General features: G+C 73.4%; 16 protein-coding genes. 9 read left to right on the plus strand and 7 right to left on the minus strand.

Annotated features, from left to right (window positions below; translation table 11 throughout):
* Window positions 1-32 precede the first annotated feature (32 nt).
* The 3 genes from ahcY to AC061S_RS11840 are packed head-to-tail and all read right to left on the minus strand — an operon-like array spanning window position 33 to window position 4,464.
* Window positions 33-1,472: an adenosylhomocysteinase gene (gene ahcY, locus AC061S_RS11830; protein WP_478685850.1), complete on the minus strand. Its 1,440-nt coding sequence runs from the start codon at window positions 1,470-1,472 to the stop codon at window positions 33-35.
* A complete protein-coding gene (locus AC061S_RS11835) occupies window positions 1,469-2,956 on the minus strand; it encodes an alpha/beta fold hydrolase (RefSeq protein ID WP_478685851.1) in 1,488 nt (495 codons plus the stop codon). Before AC061S_RS11835 ends, ahcY begins: the two co-directional genes overlap by 4 nt.
* Window positions 2,957-2,976: 20 nt before the next feature.
* The gene (locus AC061S_RS11840) at window positions 2,977-4,464 is read right to left on the minus strand and encodes an MFS transporter (RefSeq protein WP_478685852.1); all 1,488 of its coding nucleotides are present in this window, start codon (window positions 4,462-4,464) and stop codon (window positions 2,977-2,979) included.
* Window positions 4,465-4,691: 227 nt separating this feature from the next.
* Here AC061S_RS11840 and AC061S_RS11845 point away from each other — a divergent pair, with 227 nt between their 5' ends.
* From AC061S_RS11845 to AC061S_RS11875, 7 genes are all read left to right on the plus strand, one after another.
* Complete coding sequence (locus tag AC061S_RS11845) at window positions 4,692-5,015, plus strand: 2Fe-2S iron-sulfur cluster-binding protein (RefSeq protein WP_478685853.1); 324 nt, start codon at window positions 4,692-4,694, stop codon at window positions 5,013-5,015.
* On the plus strand, window positions 5,015-6,259 hold the full coding sequence (locus tag AC061S_RS11850) for an NAD(P)/FAD-dependent oxidoreductase (RefSeq protein ID WP_478685854.1): 1,245 nt from the start codon (window positions 5,015-5,017) through the stop codon (window positions 6,257-6,259). Before AC061S_RS11845 ends, AC061S_RS11850 begins: the two co-directional genes overlap by 1 nt.
* A gap of 25 nt (window positions 6,260-6,284) precedes the next feature.
* Window positions 6,285-6,776, plus strand: coding sequence for a hypothetical protein (locus AC061S_RS11855; protein WP_478685855.1), 492 nt, complete (start codon window positions 6,285-6,287; stop codon window positions 6,774-6,776).
* A 101-nt stretch (window positions 6,777-6,877) separates the two neighbouring features.
* Window positions 6,878-7,891, plus strand: coding sequence for a zinc-binding dehydrogenase (locus AC061S_RS11860; RefSeq protein ID WP_478685856.1), 1,014 nt, complete (start codon window positions 6,878-6,880; stop codon window positions 7,889-7,891).
* Between the two features lie 79 nt (window positions 7,892-7,970).
* A complete protein-coding gene (locus tag AC061S_RS11865) occupies window positions 7,971-8,708 on the plus strand; it encodes a class I SAM-dependent DNA methyltransferase (protein ID WP_478685857.1) in 738 nt (245 codons plus the stop codon).
* Entirely contained in the window at window positions 8,705-9,301 is a 597-nt protein-coding gene (locus AC061S_RS11870; RefSeq protein ID WP_478685858.1) for a dTDP-4-dehydrorhamnose 3,5-epimerase family protein, read from the plus strand. The genes AC061S_RS11865 and AC061S_RS11870 overlap by 4 nt, the downstream gene beginning before the upstream one ends.
* Window positions 9,298-10,086 carry an SDR family oxidoreductase gene (locus tag AC061S_RS11875; protein ID WP_478685859.1) on the plus strand — a complete coding sequence of 263 codons (789 nt, stop codon included), beginning with the start codon at window positions 9,298-9,300 and terminating at the stop codon, window positions 10,084-10,086. The genes AC061S_RS11870 and AC061S_RS11875 overlap by 4 nt, the downstream gene beginning before the upstream one ends.
* A gap of 47 nt (window positions 10,087-10,133) precedes the next feature.
* Here the strand turns inward: AC061S_RS11875 and AC061S_RS11880 are convergent, their stop codons facing one another.
* Window positions 10,134-11,285, minus strand: a complete 1,152-nt coding sequence (locus AC061S_RS11880) for a nucleotide disphospho-sugar-binding domain-containing protein (protein WP_478685860.1) — start codon at window positions 11,283-11,285, stop codon at window positions 10,134-10,136.
* A 172-nt stretch (window positions 11,286-11,457) separates the two neighbouring features.
* Between AC061S_RS11880 and AC061S_RS11885 the strand changes: the two genes are divergently transcribed.
* Complete coding sequence (locus AC061S_RS11885) at window positions 11,458-12,345, plus strand: NHL repeat-containing protein (protein WP_478685861.1); 888 nt, start codon at window positions 11,458-11,460, stop codon at window positions 12,343-12,345.
* 4 nt (window positions 12,346-12,349) lie between these two features.
* Here the strand turns inward: AC061S_RS11885 and AC061S_RS11890 are convergent, their stop codons facing one another.
* Complete coding sequence (locus AC061S_RS11890; protein ID WP_478685862.1) at window positions 12,350-13,456, minus strand: winged helix DNA-binding domain-containing protein; 1,107 nt, start codon at window positions 13,454-13,456, stop codon at window positions 12,350-12,352.
* A gap of 62 nt (window positions 13,457-13,518) precedes the next feature.
* Between AC061S_RS11890 and AC061S_RS11895 the strand changes: the two genes are divergently transcribed.
* A complete protein-coding gene (locus tag AC061S_RS11895) occupies window positions 13,519-13,869 on the plus strand; it encodes a hypothetical protein (RefSeq protein ID WP_478685863.1) in 351 nt (116 codons plus the stop codon).
* A 22-nt stretch (window positions 13,870-13,891) separates the two neighbouring features.
* Here the strand turns inward: AC061S_RS11895 and AC061S_RS11900 are convergent, their stop codons facing one another.
* On the minus strand, window positions 13,892-15,058 hold the full coding sequence (locus tag AC061S_RS11900) for a winged helix DNA-binding domain-containing protein (RefSeq protein ID WP_478685864.1): 1,167 nt from the start codon (window positions 15,056-15,058) through the stop codon (window positions 13,892-13,894).
* Window positions 15,055-16,695, minus strand: coding sequence for an MFS transporter (locus tag AC061S_RS11905; RefSeq protein ID WP_478685865.1), 1,641 nt, complete (start codon window positions 16,693-16,695; stop codon window positions 15,055-15,057). Before AC061S_RS11905 ends, AC061S_RS11900 begins: the two co-directional genes overlap by 4 nt.
* Window positions 16,696-16,731 lie beyond the last annotated feature (36 nt).

Raw genomic sequence — 16,731 nt, forward strand, 5'->3', positions numbered from 1 at the left:
TCGGTGTCGGTGACGGTGTCGGTGACGGTTGGTCAGTAGCGGTAGTGGTCCGGCTTGTAGGGGCCGGCCACGTCCACGCCGATGTAGGCGGCCTGCTCCGGGCGCAGGGTGGTCAGGCGGACGCCGAGGGCGTCGAGGTGGAGGCGGGCCACCTTCTCGTCGAGGTGCTTGGGGAGCACGTAGACGCCGGTGGGGTACTCGGCCGGCTTGGTGAAGAGCTCGATCTGGGCCAGGGTCTGGTCCGCGAAGGAGTTCGACATCACGAAGGACGGGTGGCCGGTGGCGTTGCCCAGGTTCAGCAGGCGGCCCTCGGACAGGACGATGAGGACCTTGCCGTCGGGGAACTTCCAGGTGTGGACCTGGGGCTTGACCTCGTCCTTGACGATGCCCTCGATCTTCGCGAGGCCGGCCATGTCGATCTCGTTGTCGAAGTGGCCGATGTTGCCCACGATCGCCTGGTGCTTCATCTTGGCCATGTCCGCGGCCATGATGATGTCCTTGTTGCCCGTGGTCGTGATGAAGATGTCCGCCGTCGCGACGACGTCGTCCAGGGTCGCGACCTGGTAGCCGTCCATCGCCGCCTGCAGGGCGCAGATCGGGTCGATCTCGGTGACGATGACCCGCGCGCCCTGGCCGCGCAGCGACTCCGCGCAGCCCTTGCCGACGTCGCCGTAGCCGAAGACCACGGCCGTCTTGCCGCCGATGAGGACGTCGGTGGCGCGGTTGATGCCGTCGATGAGGGAGTGCCGGCAGCCGTACTTGTTGTCGAACTTCGACTTGGTGACGGCGTCGTTCACATTGATCGCCGGGAAGAGCAGCGTGCCCTCGCGGTGCATCTCGTAGAGGCGGTGGACGCCTGTGGTGGTCTCCTCGGTCACGCCCCGGATCTCACCGACCAGCACGGCCCAGTCCAGCGGGCTGTCGCGCAGCAGCCGCAGGACCAGGGCCATTTCCTCGTTGTCGGCCGTGGCCGGGTCCGGGACGGCGCCGGCCTTCTGGTACTCGACGCCCTTGTGGACGAGGAGGGTGGCGTCGCCGCCGTCGTCGAGGATCATGTTCGGTCCGACGGCGTCCGGCCAGGTCAGGGCCTGCTCGGTGCACCACCAGTACTCTTCCAGCGTCTCGCCCTTCCAGGCGAAGACGGGGACGCCCTGCGGGTTCTCCGGGGTGCCGTTCGGGCCCACCGCGATCGCGGCGGCGGCGTGGTCCTGGGTGGAGTAGATGTTGCAGGACACCCACCGCACCTGCGCGCCGAGGGCGACGAGGGTCTCGATGAGGACGGCCGTCTGCACGGTCATGTGCAGGGAGCCGGTGATCCGGGCGCCGGCCAGGGGCTGGGCGTCCGCGTACTCGCGGCGGATCGACATCAGGCCCGGCATCTCGTGCTCGGCAAGGGTGATCTCCTTGCGGCCGAACGCGGCGAGCGACAGGTCGGCGACCTTGAAGTCCTGTCGGTTGGCGGCAGTCGTCACGGCTGGTTGCTCCTTCGTGCGGGGTCCGCCGGGATGTCCGGCCTGGGTGTGGTTGCGGGAACGCTCACGCGCGGCGGGGGCAGTTCGCCCTCCACCAGGTAGCGGCTGACGAGCGCGTCCACCCGCGGGTTGGCGAGGAGGGCGTAGATCTCGTGGTCGCCCGAGTCCTCGACCGTGATCAGGTGGTGGCCGAGGCGTTCGGCCATGGCGACACCGCCCGCGTAGTGGTCCATGGGGTCGCCGTCCGCCTGGACGACGAGGCCCACCGGGTAGCCGTCCCGTGCGAGTACGACGGGCTCCTCGGGGGCGGTGAAGGTGCGGAAGGCGCCCACCCACGGCTGGGCCCGGAGCACCCCGTAGCCGTACGGGAAACGCTCGCGGAACTCCCGCATGTCCTGGAAGTAGACCTCCAGGTCCTCGGGCCAGGCGTGCTCGAGGGTGATGGCCTCCAGGACCGCCGTGCGCAGTTCGCCCTCCGCGTCACCGGGCCGCCAGGTGCCCTGCTCGGACAGCAGGGTGCGGGACCTGTCCGTGTCCTCGGCGGAGGTCGCCTCGAGCAGTTCTGCCACCAGGACGGCGAGGTCGGCCCACCGGCCGCGGTCGCCGGACCGGTTGCCGACGGCCCCGTCGAACAGGGTCCGCAGATGAGGGGTGTCGCTCTGCTTCTCGAGCCGGGCGACGACCTCCTCGACGGTGACGAGGACCGCGGCGGGCTCGTCGCCGAGGCCGAAGCGGCCGTGGCGGTCCGCGGTCCAGCGCGCCCACTGGTCCACATTGCGCTGGACGGCGTCGCCCTGCCACAGGAACTGCTCCCGCCAGGTCCAGCCGGGGTGGACACAGGAGTCGAGCACACTGCGGTCGAGGCGGTCCGGGAACAGGCTCCCGTAGACGGCGCCCACGTAGGCCCCGTACGCGTATCCGACGAAGGAGAGGCGTTCCTCGCCGAGCACGGCCCGGATGACGTCCATGTCCCGGGCGGTGTTGCGGGTGCTGATGTGGGGGCGCAGGGCGGCGCCGGCCCGTTCACAGCCCAGCTCGCGCCGTCGCATGTCCTCGGCGAGCTCCGCGAACGCCTCGTCGGGCGGGCGGGAGTCGAAGGGCGCCTTGGGCAGGGTGACCTCGGCGTACAGCGGGGTGGAGGCGCCGGTGCCGCGCGGGTCGAAGCCGATCAGGTCGTACGCCTGATGCACCGGGGTGCCCGCGAACGCCGCCGCGAGGCCCCGGCCCCGGCCCCAGTCACCGCCGGGGCCGCCGTTGACGGACAGCATGATGCCGCGCCGGCGTGCGGGGTCGGCCGCCCGGTGACGGGTGAGGGCGAGGGTGAGGCGCTCGCCCTCGGGCCGGGCGTAGTCGGCAGGGACCTCGATGGTCGTGTGCTCGGTCGTGCTGCCGTCGTCGGACGTGGCCGTCGTCCACCGCGGCCGCTGAGTGCGAAACGCACTCAGCGAGTCGGGCGGTGTCGTCGCGGACCGCTTGGTTGCCACCGCAGAACCTCCGTGTCGTTTCAGGCCGCCAGCGTCTCTGTCTCACCTCGAGAGCCTCTGGACCCCTTCCGGACCGCCTTGCGGGAGGGCACGGCGAACGAGGCGAGCAGTCCGGCGACGGCGAACAGGGCCGCGCCGGCGAGTGCGGCGCCGTAGCCGGCGGCCAGAGCCCGCGGCACGGCCTGTCCGGCATCGAGTCCCGCCTCGATGCGGGAGGCGGAGAGCGTCGCCAGCGACACCAGGCCGATCGCACTGCCCAGCTGCCGGGTGGTGTTGAGCAGCCCCGAGCTGAGGCCGGCCTGCTCGGGCGGCAGCCCGGAGGTGGCGGCGTTGGTGGTGGCGTTGAGTACGCCGCCCATGCCCAGGCCCAGCAGCAGGGCGGGGCCCAGTACATCGGGGGCGAACCCGGAGTGCTCGTCGAGGCGGGACAGCCACAGCAAGCCCGCCGCGGACAGGGTGAGCCCGCCGATCAGCACCGGCCGGGGGCCGGTGCGCGGCACGAAGGAGGAGACGCCCCAGCCGCCGGCGGCGATGCCCACCGTCAGCGGCAGATAGCTCAGTCCGGTGCGCAGCGGGCTGAAGCCGAGCACCTGCTGGAGGACCAGGGTGAAGAAGTAGAAGGTGCTGAAGAGGGCGGCGATGCTGAAGAAGGCGACCAGGTTGGCGCTGCTCAGCGTGCGGTTGCGCAAGACGCCGAGCGGTACGAGGGGGAAGCGGGCGAACTTCGCCTGGATCAGCGCGAACAGCGTCAGCAGCACGGCTCCGGCCGCCAGGCCGCCCAGCACCCGGGGCGAGCCCCAGCCGTACGTGTGGGATTCGGCGATCCCGTACGCGAGGGCCATCAGCCCGGCGGTCGCGGTGATCGCGCCGGGCACGTCCACGGCCCGGCGCCCCTCGGGCCGACCCGGGGTCCGGGGCACGGCAGAGCGGACGAGGGCGAGCAGCAGTAAGCCGATGGGCACGTTGACCAGCAGGGTCCAGCGCCAGGAGAACCACTGGGTGATCAAGCCGCCGGCCAGCACGCCCGCCGCGCCGCCCGCCCCCGACACCACGCTCCACATCCCGAACGCCCGTGCGCGGGCCGCCGGTTCGGTGAAGGTGGTACCGAGCACGGTGAGGGTGGCCGGCGCCATGACGGCCGCGCCCAGTCCCTGGAAGGCGCGGGCGAGCACCAGCGTGGCGGGGTCGTCGGCCATGCCGCCGACGCTGCTCGCGAGGGTGAACAGGGCGACTCCGGCGAGGAAGACGCGACGCTGCCCGAACAGGTCGGCGAGCCGGCCGCCGAGCAGCAGGAAGCCGCAGACGGTGATGGTGTAGGCGTTGTTGACCCACGTCAGGCTGGTACGGGTGAATCCCAGGTCGGAACCGATGACGGGCAGGGCGACGTTGACGACCGAGGCGTCGAGAACGTTCATGAACTGCCCCAGGCAGCAGGCGGCGAGGATCAGCCGGAGCCGGGGGGAGGCGGTGGCGGGGGCGGTGGGAGTCCGCAGTGTCCGAGCGGTCATACCCGGGACGCTGCGGCCGGCGGATCGATGCCCGGTAGCGGCCCGCTGGAGCCCGGTAGCGGCCCGCTGGAGCGGGGACCTGGGCCCGGGGAGCGGCCTCGCGCGGGGCCCGGCGGTCCGGGGAAGGGGTGCCGGTTCGAGGAGGGCTCGACCCACCCCCCAGTCCGTGTCGTCAGAGTCCCTGCCGAGCGGGCGTACGGCCGGTCGGATTTCACGAGGAGGGCGCCATGGCGAAGATCAGGTACACGCATCCGGACGGCAGCGAGACCGTGGTCGACGTCCAGGAGCCGAACACGGTCATGCGCGGCGCGAAGCTCAACAACGTCGACGGCATCGAGGCGCAGTGCGGCGGCTCCGCCCAGTGCGGCACCTGCCATGTGTACATCGACGCGGCCAACACGCTTCCGCTGCCGGCGATGGACGAGGTCGAGGACGACGTGCTCTACGGCACGGCCAGCCCGCGCCGCGAGACCAGCCGGCTGAGCTGCCAGCTGCCCGTCTCGGACGCCGTCGACGGGCTGGTCGTGCACCTGCCGGAACGGCAGAGCTGATGGACGGTGTCGTCATCGTCGGCGCGGGCCAGGCGGGATCGGACACGGCGGCCGAGCTGCGCAAGCGCGGCTACCCGGGTCCGGTCACCCTGGTCGGGAAGGAGGACGCCCTCGCCTACCGGCGTCCGCCGCTGTCCAAGGGCTACCTGTCGGGCGCGGTGCCCGCCGCGGAGCTGGAGCTGCTGCCCGAGTCCTCGTACGCCGCCCAGGACATCGGCCTGGTGCGCGGCGACGGGGCGGCGCGAATCGACCGCGAACGCCGGGCGGTCGTCCTGCGCTCCGGGCGGCGGCTGCGGTACGACCGCCTGGTCCTGGCCACCGGCTCCCGGCCCCGGGAGCTGCCGGTGCCCGGGGCCGCCCTGGACGGCGTACTGACCCTGCGCGGCCTCGCCGACGCCGAGGCGCTGCGGCGCGAACTGGGCCGCGCCCGCCACCTGGTGGTGGTGGGCGCCGGGTTCATCGGGCTGGAACTCGCCGCCACGGCGCTCGAGCTGGGCGTCGAGGCGACCGTGGTCGAGGCCGGCCCCCGGGTGATGGGGCGGTCGGTCAGCCCGGCCCTGTCCCGCTTCCTGACCGCCGAGCACCGGGCACGCGGGGCCCGGATCCTCCTGGGCCGCGAGGTGGTGGCGCTGGCCGGCGACCCCGCGGGCCGGGTCCGGGCGTGCGAACTGGACGGCGGCGAGCGGATCGCGGCCGATGTGGTGGTCATCGCCGTCGGGGCGCTGCCGGCGGTGGGGCTCGCCGCCGACGCGGGGCTCGAGGTGGGCGGGGGGATCCTCGTCGACCGGTTCCTGCGCACCAGCGATCCCGCCATCCACGCAGTCGGCGACTGTGCCCGCTTCCCGAGCCCGCACGCGCCCGGCCGGCTGCGGCTGGAGTCCGTGCAGAACGCCTCGGACCAGGCCCGCTGGGTGGCGGCCTCGATCTGCGGCGAGAGCGGGCCCTATACGGCCGTGCCCTGGTTCTGGACCGAGCAGTACGACCTGCGGGTGCAGATGGCCGGCATCACCGGGGGCCACGACCAGACGGTGACGGTGGGCGATCCGGCCGGGCGGCGGTTCTCCGTGCTCTGCTTCCGCGCCGGGCGGCTCCTGGGCGCCGAATCGGTCAACCGCCCCGCCGACCACATGATCACGCGCCGGCTGCTGGCCTCCGGCGACCCCGGGCTGTCCCCGCAGGAGGCGGCCCGCCCCGGCTTCGACCTCAAGACCCGCGCGGCGGGCCCCGCCGCACTGCCCGCATAGGGCGGGAAGACCAAGGAGTACGACGATGAAGAAGACGATCGCCCTGCGCACGGCCGCCGCCGCGGCGGGCGCCTTGCTGGTGGTTTCGCTGAACGCCCCGGCGGCGTACGCGGACTCCGCCGCGGTACGGACGTGGGAGAGATTCTCCAGCCCGGTGGGAATCTGGGAAACGACGATGGAGACCCCCCAGGGCCCTCACACGATCGAGATCTCCTTCGACCGCCACGGCCGGGTCTGCATGAACGGCGCAGGCGGCGCGGAGGGCACCGGTCACTGGTACCGCACCGGGCGGAACACCTTCTCATACCGCGTGATCGAGGTGTTCCCGCCCGTCGACGGGGTCGCGCGCGGCCACGCCGACATCACCGACCACGCCACCCAGAGCGGCGCCGGCTACCACGCCGTGGGCACCGCGAAGATCTACGACGCGGCCGGGAACCTGCTCGCCTCCTTCGAGGGCGAGTCCGATTTCACGAGGACCTCCCGGACGCATCCCGGGCGTGTCTGCGAAGAGTGACCGCGGACGCGCAGCCGGTCCAGGGCGGCTCGAGGTCTGCTCAAGCGGAATGACCCTAGCCTGGTTGCAGCGCCAAGTGTTCTTTGACCAAGGAGAATCTCGTGACCACCCCCGGAATCCCTTCATTTGCCAAGGAAGTACGGCTGTCCTCCCGCCCGGCCGACGACATCACCCTCGACCATTTCGACGTGGTCGATGCGGAGGTCCGCCGACCGGGCCCCGGCGAAGCGCTCGTCCGCAACGACTACATGGCCCTGGCCTATGCGATGAGCTTCATGCTGAGCCTGGAATCCGACCCGGAGCTGCCGTTCCCGACGTTCGAGGTCGGCGAGCCCCTGTGGTTCCCGTCGGTCGGCACCGTCGTGGAGTCCAGGGATCCGGGCTTGGCCGTGGGTGACGTGGTGTCCCACAACCTGGGCTGGCGTGAGTACGCGACCGCGGAGGCGGGGGAGTTCGCCGCGCTGGACGGCGCGCTGCTGCCGGAGCCCAAGTACTTCCTGGCCCAGCAGGGCCCGACCGCCTTCTGGGGCATCAAGGGCGCCGACATCCGCGAGGGCGACACCGTGTTCGTCTCCGGCGCGGCCGGCGGTGTCGGCTCCCTCGCCGGCCAGATCGCCAAGTGCTTCGGCGCGAAGCGGGTGATCGGCAGCGCCGGCAGCGCCGCCAAGGTCGAGTACCTGACGAAGGAGCTCGGCTTCGACGCCGCCTTCAACTACAAGGACGGCTCCCTCACCGAGCGCCTGGCCGAGCTGGCCCCCGACGGCATCGACGTGTACTTCGACACCGTCGGCGGCGACCAGTTCGAGGCCGCGCTGGCCAATGCCGCCCATGGCGCCCGGTTCATGCTGTGCGGCGCCCTGTCCGGCAAGAACCCCACCCTGGACCTGGACCCCGCCGTCAGCCGCGACGTGGTCATCAAGGGCTTCAGCACCCCCTACGACCCCGCCGCGCTCACCGAGTGGCGCGAGCGGTTCGGCGGCTGGCTGCGTGAGGGCCGCATCGTCTTCCCGCACACCGTCGTCGAGGGCGGCCCGGCGAAGGCGCCCCAGGCCTTCCTCTCCCTGCTCGAGGGCGAGTACACCGGCCAGGTGCTCGTCAAGCTGTCCCAGCACTGAGCAGAACCCCCACGCGGCCGGTGCCCCTTCCCCGGGGCCCGGCCGCTCTTCGGCGCCCACCTCACGGGATGGAGAGACAGTGAACGCGGCAGAAGTGGTCGACCTGTACGACCGGGCAGACATCTACGAGGCCATCTACCGGGGACGCGGCAAGGACTACGTGGCCGAGTCCGCGGTCACCGTGCGCGCCGTCCTCGACCGCAGCCCGGGCGCGGCGACCCTGCTGGACGTCGCCTGCGGCACCGGCTCCCACCTGCGGCACTTCGCTCAGCGGTTCTCCCACGTGGAGGGCGTGGACCTGTCCGACGACATGGTCCGCACCGCCGGCGCGAACCTGCCCGGGGTCCCCGTCCGGCAGGGCGACATGCGCGACTTCGACCTGGGCCGCACCTTCGACGCGGTCACCTGCATGTTCAGCTCGGTCGGCTATCTGGCCACCGACGGCGAACTCGACGCGGCGCTGCGCAGCTTCGCCCGGCACGTCAACCCCGGCGGGGTCGTCGTGGTCGAGCCCTGGTGGTCCCCCGACACCTTCCTGCCCGGCTATGTCGCCGGCGACGTCGTCGACGTGGACGGCCGGACCATCTCCCGGATCTCGCACACCGTGTGGCACGAGGAGCGCTGCGCCAGCCGCATGGAGGTGCACTACGTGGTCGCCGAGTCGGACACGGGCATACACCACTTCACCGACACGCACATCATGACCCTCTTCACCCGCGAGCAGTACGAGAACGCCTTCCGCAGGGCCGGCCTGTCCGTGGAGTTCCTGCCCTACGACCAGGCGGGACCCGGCCTGTTCGTCGGCGTACGGCCGTGAAAGCGCGGGCCCTGGCCGTCGAAGGAGCCTACGAGTTCACCCCCGAGGTGTTCCACGACGACCGAGGCGTCTTCCTCTCCCCCTACCAGGAGGAGGCGTTCACCCGGGCGGTGGGCCGCCCGCTGTTCCCGGTGGCCCAGTGCAGCTACAGCCTGTCGCGGCGCGGCGTGGTCCGCGGTGTCCACTACACGGCCACGCCGCCCGGCATGGCCAAGTACGCGTACTGCTCCCGCGGCGCGGCCCTGGACGTGGTCCTCGACACCCGGGCGGGATCACCGACCTTCGGCCGCTGGGACTCGGTCGTCCTCGACCCGCACGAGGCCCGCTCGGTGTACCTGCCGGTGGGCGTCGGCCATCTGTTCATCGCGCTGGAGGACGACACCGCCGTCTCCTACCTGCTCTCCACGAGCTACGCGGCGGAGCGCGAGCTCGCCCTCTGCCCGCTCGACCCGGCGCTCGGCCTTCCCCTGCCGGCCGGCCTGACCCCCGTCCTGTCCGAACGGGACCGCGTGGCCCCGACCCTGGCCGAGGCCGAACGCGCCGGCCTGCTGCCGCGCTACGAGGACTGCCGCGCCCTGGACGTGCGGCCGTGAGCCCCGCCGCCGGTGCGGCCCGGCCGCCCGGACTGCGCGGCGCGGGCGTGGTGGTGACGGGCGCGGGCCAGGGCATCGGCGCCGCGCTGTGCCGCAGGTTCGCCGCGTCGGGGGCGCGGGTGGTGGTCAACGACCGCCACCCGGAGCGGGCCCGGGCCGTGGCCGCCGAGGTCGGTGGGCTGGCGCTGCCCGGCGACGCCGGCGGCGCGCTGGTGCCGGCCGCGCGGGACCTGCTCGGCGCGGACGTCGACGTCTACTGCGCCAACGCCGGGGTCGTCACGGCCGGCGGGCCGGAGATCGCCGACGAGCTGTGGTCCGAGGCTCTGGACGTCAACCTGATGGCGCATGTGCGGGCCGCCCGGGAGCTGCTGCCGCGCTGGCTGGAGCGCGGCCACGGCCGGTTCGTCTCCGTGGTCTCGGCCGCCGGACTGCTCACCATGGTGGGCTCGGCGCCGTACGCCGTGTCCAAGCACGCGGCGCTCGCCTTCTCCGAGTGGCTCTCGGTCACCTACCGGCACCGGGGCATCGAGGTGCACGCCGTCTGCCCCCGCGGGGTCCGCACGCCGCTGCACACGGCGGCCGACTCCTCGGGCGGGCTCACCCTCACCTCCGCGCCGATCGGCGCGGACGAGGTGGCGGACGCCCTGTTCGACGGTATGGTGCACGGCCGGTTCCTGATCCTGCCGCACTCCGAGGTGGCGGACCACGCACTGGCCAGGGCCACCGACCACGAGGGCTGGCTGCGCGAGATCAACGGCTTCCAGCGCCGGCGCGAGGACGGCTGACGCACAGGCGAGGGGCCGGGGCGATCCCCCGGCCCCCTCGGCGCGGCCTACCGGCCGGCCAGGGCCTCGAGTTCGCGCACCACCTCGGTGGCCGCCGGCATGGCCGCGATCTCTGCCTGGACCCGCCGGCTGCGCTCCCGGTAGCCGGCGTCGTCCAGCAGCAGCCGTACGCTCTCCACCACCGCGTCCAGGTCCGGCTGCTCCGTCACGGACTGGCGGCCCACACCCGCCTCCACGAGCCGGCGCCCGCTGTCGAACATCTCGGCCGTGATGAGGTAGCGCACCTGCAGCTGCGGCAGCCCGGCGCGGAGCGCGGCCATGGTGAGCCCGCCGCCGCCGTGGTGGACGACCACGTCGCAGCCGGGCAGGACCGATCCCAGCGGAGTCCAGCCGGCCCCCAGGACGTTGGCGGGCAGCGGCCGTACCTGCTCGACGTACTCGTCGGCGACGGCCACCACGAGGTCCACGTCCAGATCGGCCAGGGCCTTCACCAGAGCTCCCAGCACCGATGTCCCGCCGATCATCGGCCAGACGGTGCCCATGCTGAGCAGCACCCGCGGCCGGCGGCGCTCCTCGAACACCCAGCCGGGGAGGGTGCCGGGGGCGTCGTAGGGCACGTATCTCAGGGGCGCCACGGCGTGCGCCTGCTCGGCTCGCAGGCTCGGCGGGCACACGTCGAGGACCATGTCGGCGCCCGGCAGCCCGGACAGGCCCGCCCGCTCCAGCTCGGGGGCCAGCTCCTCGGCCCCCCACTTGTCCATGACGGGGCGGTGGCGGTAGCCGAGCCCGATGCCGTGCTCGACCCACGGGACGCCCTGCGCGCGGGCGACCAGGCCGGCTCCGTAGGAGTGCGTGTCGCCGAGTACGAGATCGGGGCGCCAGCGCCGGGCGGTCTCCGCGAGCCCGTCGAGGGTGCGGGCGGCGAGGCGGGCGAAGCCTCGGCCCATGTGTTCCAGCACGCTCGCCTCGTCGTCCGGGGGCGCCAGGAACTCCCCGGAGCGGTCGGTCACCATGGCCTCGCTCGTATGGCGGGGTCCCGGAATCTCCGTGAAGGGCAGGCCCGAGCCGTGCACGAGCGGGCGCAGCCCGTCGGTGCCCGCCACCAGGACCTCGTGCCCGGCGGCCCGCAGGGCCCAGGCCATGGGGACGACGGGGAAGTAGAGCCCGTGAGAGGGGCCGGTGTTCACCAGGATTCTCATGCCCGGAGGGTAAGGAGCCCGCGTCGAAGGGGGCTCGAGTCCACCTCTCGGCCGTGTCCCGCGCCGGACGCGCCGGTCCAGAGTCCTTCGAGCGGGGGTCGAGCGGCCTGGGGCAGGGTCGCCGGGGCCGCCGGCCGGCCGGCCCGGCGCAGGGTGGACAAGGAGCGGACGGATGACAGACACCAGGGACGCGCAGGCCGCGCAGAGCCCCGTACTCGCACCCCTGCGCCTGCCGGACGGCTTCCAGCCCGAGTCACTGTCCATCGGCGCGGAGCCCATCGCCTACTTCGGCTCCCTCGCGGACGGGTCGGTCCACCGGATCGATCTGGGCACCGGTGAAGGCCGTACGCTCGCCCCCGGGACCGGCGCTCCGGCCGCCGGGGTGCGGCTCGACGGCCACGGGCGGCTGTTCGTGGCGGGCGCCTTCGCGGGCGACGGGCGGGTCCTGGACGTGGCGACCGGGCGGACACTGGCCTCCTACCGGCTCGCGGCCGAGGGGCAGACGCTGATCGCGGACGTCATCGTGACGCCGGAGGCCGCCTGGTTCACGGACGCGTTCACGCCGGTGCTCTACCGGCTCCCGCTGGGTCCCGCGGGCGCCCTGCCGGGCCCGGAGGCGGTGGAGCGGGTCCCGCTGACCGGCGCCGCGGTGTACGAGCAGGGCCTCAACGCCATGGGCATCGAGCGCACCCCGGACGGCTCGGCGCTGCTGGTCGTGCAGGCCAACACCGGCCTGCTGCTGCGGGTGGACCCGGCGAACGGCGCCGCCCGCGTGGTGGACCTGGGCGGCGAAGCACTGCCGGCTGACGGGCTGACGATGAGCGACGGGCTGCTGTACGCGGCGGTCGGCATCCAGCACCGGCTGGCCGTGGTCCGGCTCGACGGGCCGGGCACCCGGGGCGAGGTGGTCCGGTGGATCGAGGACGAGCGGTTCGACGCGCCGTCCGCGGTCGCCGTCCACGGCGGGCGGCTCTACGTTCCCAACTCGCGGATCGCCATGATCGAGCCGACGCCGACGACCCCGTACGAGGTGCTGGTCCTGCCGCTGCCCGCGCTCTGACCGGTCAGCAGAAGACCACGGCCGGCTCGCCGGCCGGTGCACCGCGCCCGCCCTTGACGGCCGGCGCCGCCAGGACGAAGGCGAGCAGCCGGCGCGCCTCCTGCTCTACCTGCCCGGCCTCGCCGTCCGCCAGCGGCCGGTAGGGCTCGATCAGCACCGTGGTGTCCTTCAGGGTCCAGATGCCGCGGACCAGACCGTCGATCAGGAACGTGGGCCGCACCTCGCTGCCGGTGATCACCCGGGCCCGGTCCTCGTCGCTGATCACCCTGGTGCGGTCGGCGTGCGCCAGGACGAGGTTGTCGTAGGCCGGCAGGAACCGTACGGGGACCGGCAGTTCGGGGTCTGCGAGCGGCGCGTCCGGCAGGTCGTACAACTCCCTGCCCTGCGCGTCGTGGTGGACCCGCAGTCCGGGGCGCATCCGCTCGAGGACCTCGCGCAGCCGGGTCAGGCCCGACCACGCCTGGACGTCCATCACCCCGGCCGGGCCGAACGCGGCCAGGTAGCGCAGGACCATGGTGTCGATCCGGGGCTCCTGCGCCAGGGGCCGGCCGAGCCAGGACTCGGCGAAGGTCAGCGGGGTGGCACCGCGGTGGCCCCAGGTGCCGCTCGGCGGCGGGTGGATGTGCGCGACGAGCGACTGCACGACGTAGGCGAGGGCGGTGCTGTCCCGTCCGGGGAAGCGCTCGGCGAGCTTGCGCCCGAGCTGCGGGCGCGTCAGCTGCTGCCCGTCCAGCAGCTCGCGTCCGGCCTCGGTCAGCTCCGCGGCCGTGAGCCCCTCGACCGCCCTGCCGTACGCGCCCTGGCGGGCCTTGCCCAGCACCGGGGCCATCAGCGGCTGCAGCCAGCGGAAGTCCTCGCCACTGACCAGGTGCTGGGTGTTGCGCAGCAGTTTCGCCCGTACCAGCGCGCGGTCTTCGACCAGCGCGGTGAGGTCTTCGTGGCGGAAGCCGGCGATCCGCGTCCACAGGCCGATGTAGGGCCCGTCGGGCTCCTGGCCCTGCAGGCCCACCAGGTGCTCGGTCACCTCCAGCGGGGTACGGGAGGTGCGGTGCACCAGCAGCTGTCGTTCGAGGAGCGTCCTGTTCAGGGCACGCTGGGAGAGCACGGGCATGGCCCCATTGTCCCTGCTGCGGCTCGACCGGCGCTCGAGTGGATCCCGGCAGCGTCCCGTATATGAGCACAGAGCCGAAAGCACCGGCGCCGGCCGGTTCCTGGAGCGCCCGCGTCACCCGGCCGGGCGGGACGCACACCTGCACCCTGCACTTCACCGCGGACGGCCAGGTCTTCCTCGGCTCCGGCGGCGCCGGCACCTGGCGGGCGACGGACGCGGGCTCGTTCTCCTTCCGCATCGCCGAGCCGGTCATCGACGCGGCCGGCGCCTGCGTGGGCTGGGTCGACATCACGCAGCGTGCGGCGCTGGACGGCTCGTCGTGGACCAGCTCCGGCACCTCCCTGGTCCACGACGGCGAGGGCCGTCCCGGCCGCGGCGTGCAGGTCGCCATCCGGGCCCGCGCGCTGCGCTGAGGCGGGCCCCGCGGGGCCCGCCTCAGGCGTGGGCGCCTACGGTCACCTCGCCGATGGTGAGCTCCGGGCGGGCCTGCAGGACGTACGCGACGCGGTCGGCCTGCTCCTCCAGCTCCCGCAGCCCGGCGGGGCCCAGCGGGCTGAAGGTCTCCACGGTGAGGTGGACTCTGCGGCCCGAGCGGCGCTGGTGCCAGACTCCGGCCACCTCGCCGTCGACGAGGACGACGGGGAAGTTGCCGGCCTGCCCGCCGGACAGGGCGCGTTGTGCGGCGCGGCCCGGGAACAGCGATCCGCGCGGGTGGCAGCCGACCGCGAAGGCGTCGAAGTACGGGAGCAGGCGGACCCCTCTGGGCGCTTCGGCGCCGAAGGCGGTGTCGCCGGCCACCACCCAGGCGGAGGCGCCGGCGAATTCGACCTCCTCCAGACGGCCGTCCCCGGCGAGTTCGGCGAAGAGGTCCGCGGCCCAGCCGCGCGGGACCGCCAGCCACTGGGCGAAGTGCTGGGCGGTGGCCGGTCCGTACGCGTGCAGGTAGCGAGCGGCGAGCTCGGCCAGGGCCACCGGGCCCGGGGTGGGCGAAAGGCCCGGCAGCAGGCGGTGCGGGCTGGTGTAGGTGACCTTGCGGCCCCGGAGGGGACCGAAGCACAGGGCACCGCGGGCCGCCGCGGCGTCCATCGCCTGGCGCCAGCGCGGCCAGTGGCCCTGGAAGGCCGGGACGACCAGGTCCCCGGCCCAGGGGCCGGTGAGGTCCACGACGGCCTCGCCCAGCTCGTCGGCGGTCAGCTCTGCTCGGGCGAGAGCGGCGCCGATGGCCTCGACGACCTGGTCGCTCTGCTCGGGCGTCAGCCGTACGTCGGGGGCGTGCAGGTGGCGCACGCCCGGGAGGGCGGACAGCGCCCCGGTCCACAGGGGCAGGTCGCACGTGGGCAGGACGTGGACGGTGCCGCGCGGACCGTACGTCTTGACCAGGGTGTGCGCACTCCACAGGGCGTCCGCCACGTCCGCGCGGGTCGTGTCCGCGAGGCGGAGCCCGATGGACAGCTCGGCGGCCGACATCAGCTGGGCGTGGGCCCCGCTGATGGCGGCCACCACACCGGCCGGCCCGGCGTCCTTCGCGGGCGCGGCCAGCGCGTGCCGCTCCAGACGCCGGGCGTTGGCCTGTGACCAGGCCACGGTGGTACGGGAGGTCATCGAGCCGGTTCCCCGCTCAGCTCCGTCCGGCCGGCCTCCCCGGCGGCCTCGGCCCCGGAGTCCGGGACGGTCTTCCCGCCGGCCTGCTCCTCGGCCTCCTCGGCGGTCCGCGGTGTGACGTGCCGCAGCAGCCAGGCGACGAGTACGGCGGCCACGGCCACCAGGGCGGCGCTGATCACGGTGTTGACGTGCAGGCCGTGGGTGAACGCCTGCCGGGCGGCGGCGGCGAGTTCGGCTCCGGCCGGGCCGGGCAGCGTGGCGGCAGCCTCCAGCGCGCCGCCCAGGGTGTCGCGGGCCGCCGCGGCGGCCTCGGCGGAGACCCCGGCGGGCATGGACTCGTCGAGGGTGCTGCGGTACACGGCGGTGCCGGCGCTGCCGAGCACGGCGACACCGATCGCCATGCCGAACTCCTGGTTGGTCTCGGAGATCGCGGAGGCGGCTCCGGCCCGCTCGGGCGGCGCCGCCCCGACGATCATGTCCACGCCCATGATGGTCATGGGGGCGACACCGATCGAGAGCACCACCGAGGCGGTGACCAGCACCCACAGCTTGCCCGGGCTGTCGAGCTGGGTGAAGCCCAGGAACCCCACGACCGCGACGACGAGCCCGCCGGCCATCACGTACGCGGGCCGGGTGTACTGCACGAGCGCGGGGGTGACCACGGCCGCGACGACCATCGCACCCGCCTGGGGCAGGGTCCACAGGCCCGCCTCGAACGGGGTCAGACCCAGCACCATCTGCATGTACTGGGAGATGAAGAAGAACACCCCGGACATGGCGAACAGGGTCAGGGTCAGCGTCCCCAGCGAGGCGCTGAACGCCCGGTCGGAGAACAGCTTGAGGTCGAGCATCGGATCGTCGAGGCTGCGCTGGCGCCGGGCGAACAGCACACCCAGGGCGATGCCCGCGAGCAGTGCCACCAGGGGCACCACCCCGGCCCCGTCCTTGGCGATCTCCTTCACGCCGTACACGAAGGAGACCACGGAGACGATCGACAGGCCCGCGCTGAACAGGTCGAGGCGTCCGGGCGCGGGGTCACGGTACTCGGGCAGCAGCACCGGGGCGGTGAACAGCAGCAGCAGCATCGGCGGTACGGCGAGCAGGAAGACCGCGCCCCACCACCAGTGCTCCAGCACCGCGCCGCCGGCCAGCGGGCCCAGCGTCATACCGAGCGTGAAGCTGGTCATCCACACGGCGATCGCGGTGGTGCGCTGCTTGCGGTCGGGGAACATGTTGCGGATCAGGGCCAGGGTGGAGGGCATGAGGGTGGCCCCGGCCACGCCGAGCAGCGCCCGGGTCGCGATGAGCATCTCGGCGCTGGTGGACCAGGCCGCGAGGACGGAGGCGGCGCCGAAGGCGAGGGCCCCGATCATCAGCAGCCGGCGTCGGCCGATCCGGTCGCCCAGGGTGCCCATGGTGATCAGACAGCCCGCGACGAGGAACCCGTACACGTCCAGGATCCACAGCAACTGGGAGCTGTCGGGGGCGATGTCGGCGCTGAGCTGGGGGACCGCCAGATACAGAACGGTCATGTCCATCGCGATCAGCATGGCGGGCAGGGCGAGCACGGCCAGCCCGAGCCATTCGCGCCGGCCGGCCCTGCGGGGGGTGTCCGCGGATACGGCCCCTGTGGTCATGGCGTTCCCATTTCTCTTGCGGGTGCGGTGGGGTGG

It is taken from the genome of Streptomyces sp. CA189, assembly GCF_056428985.1.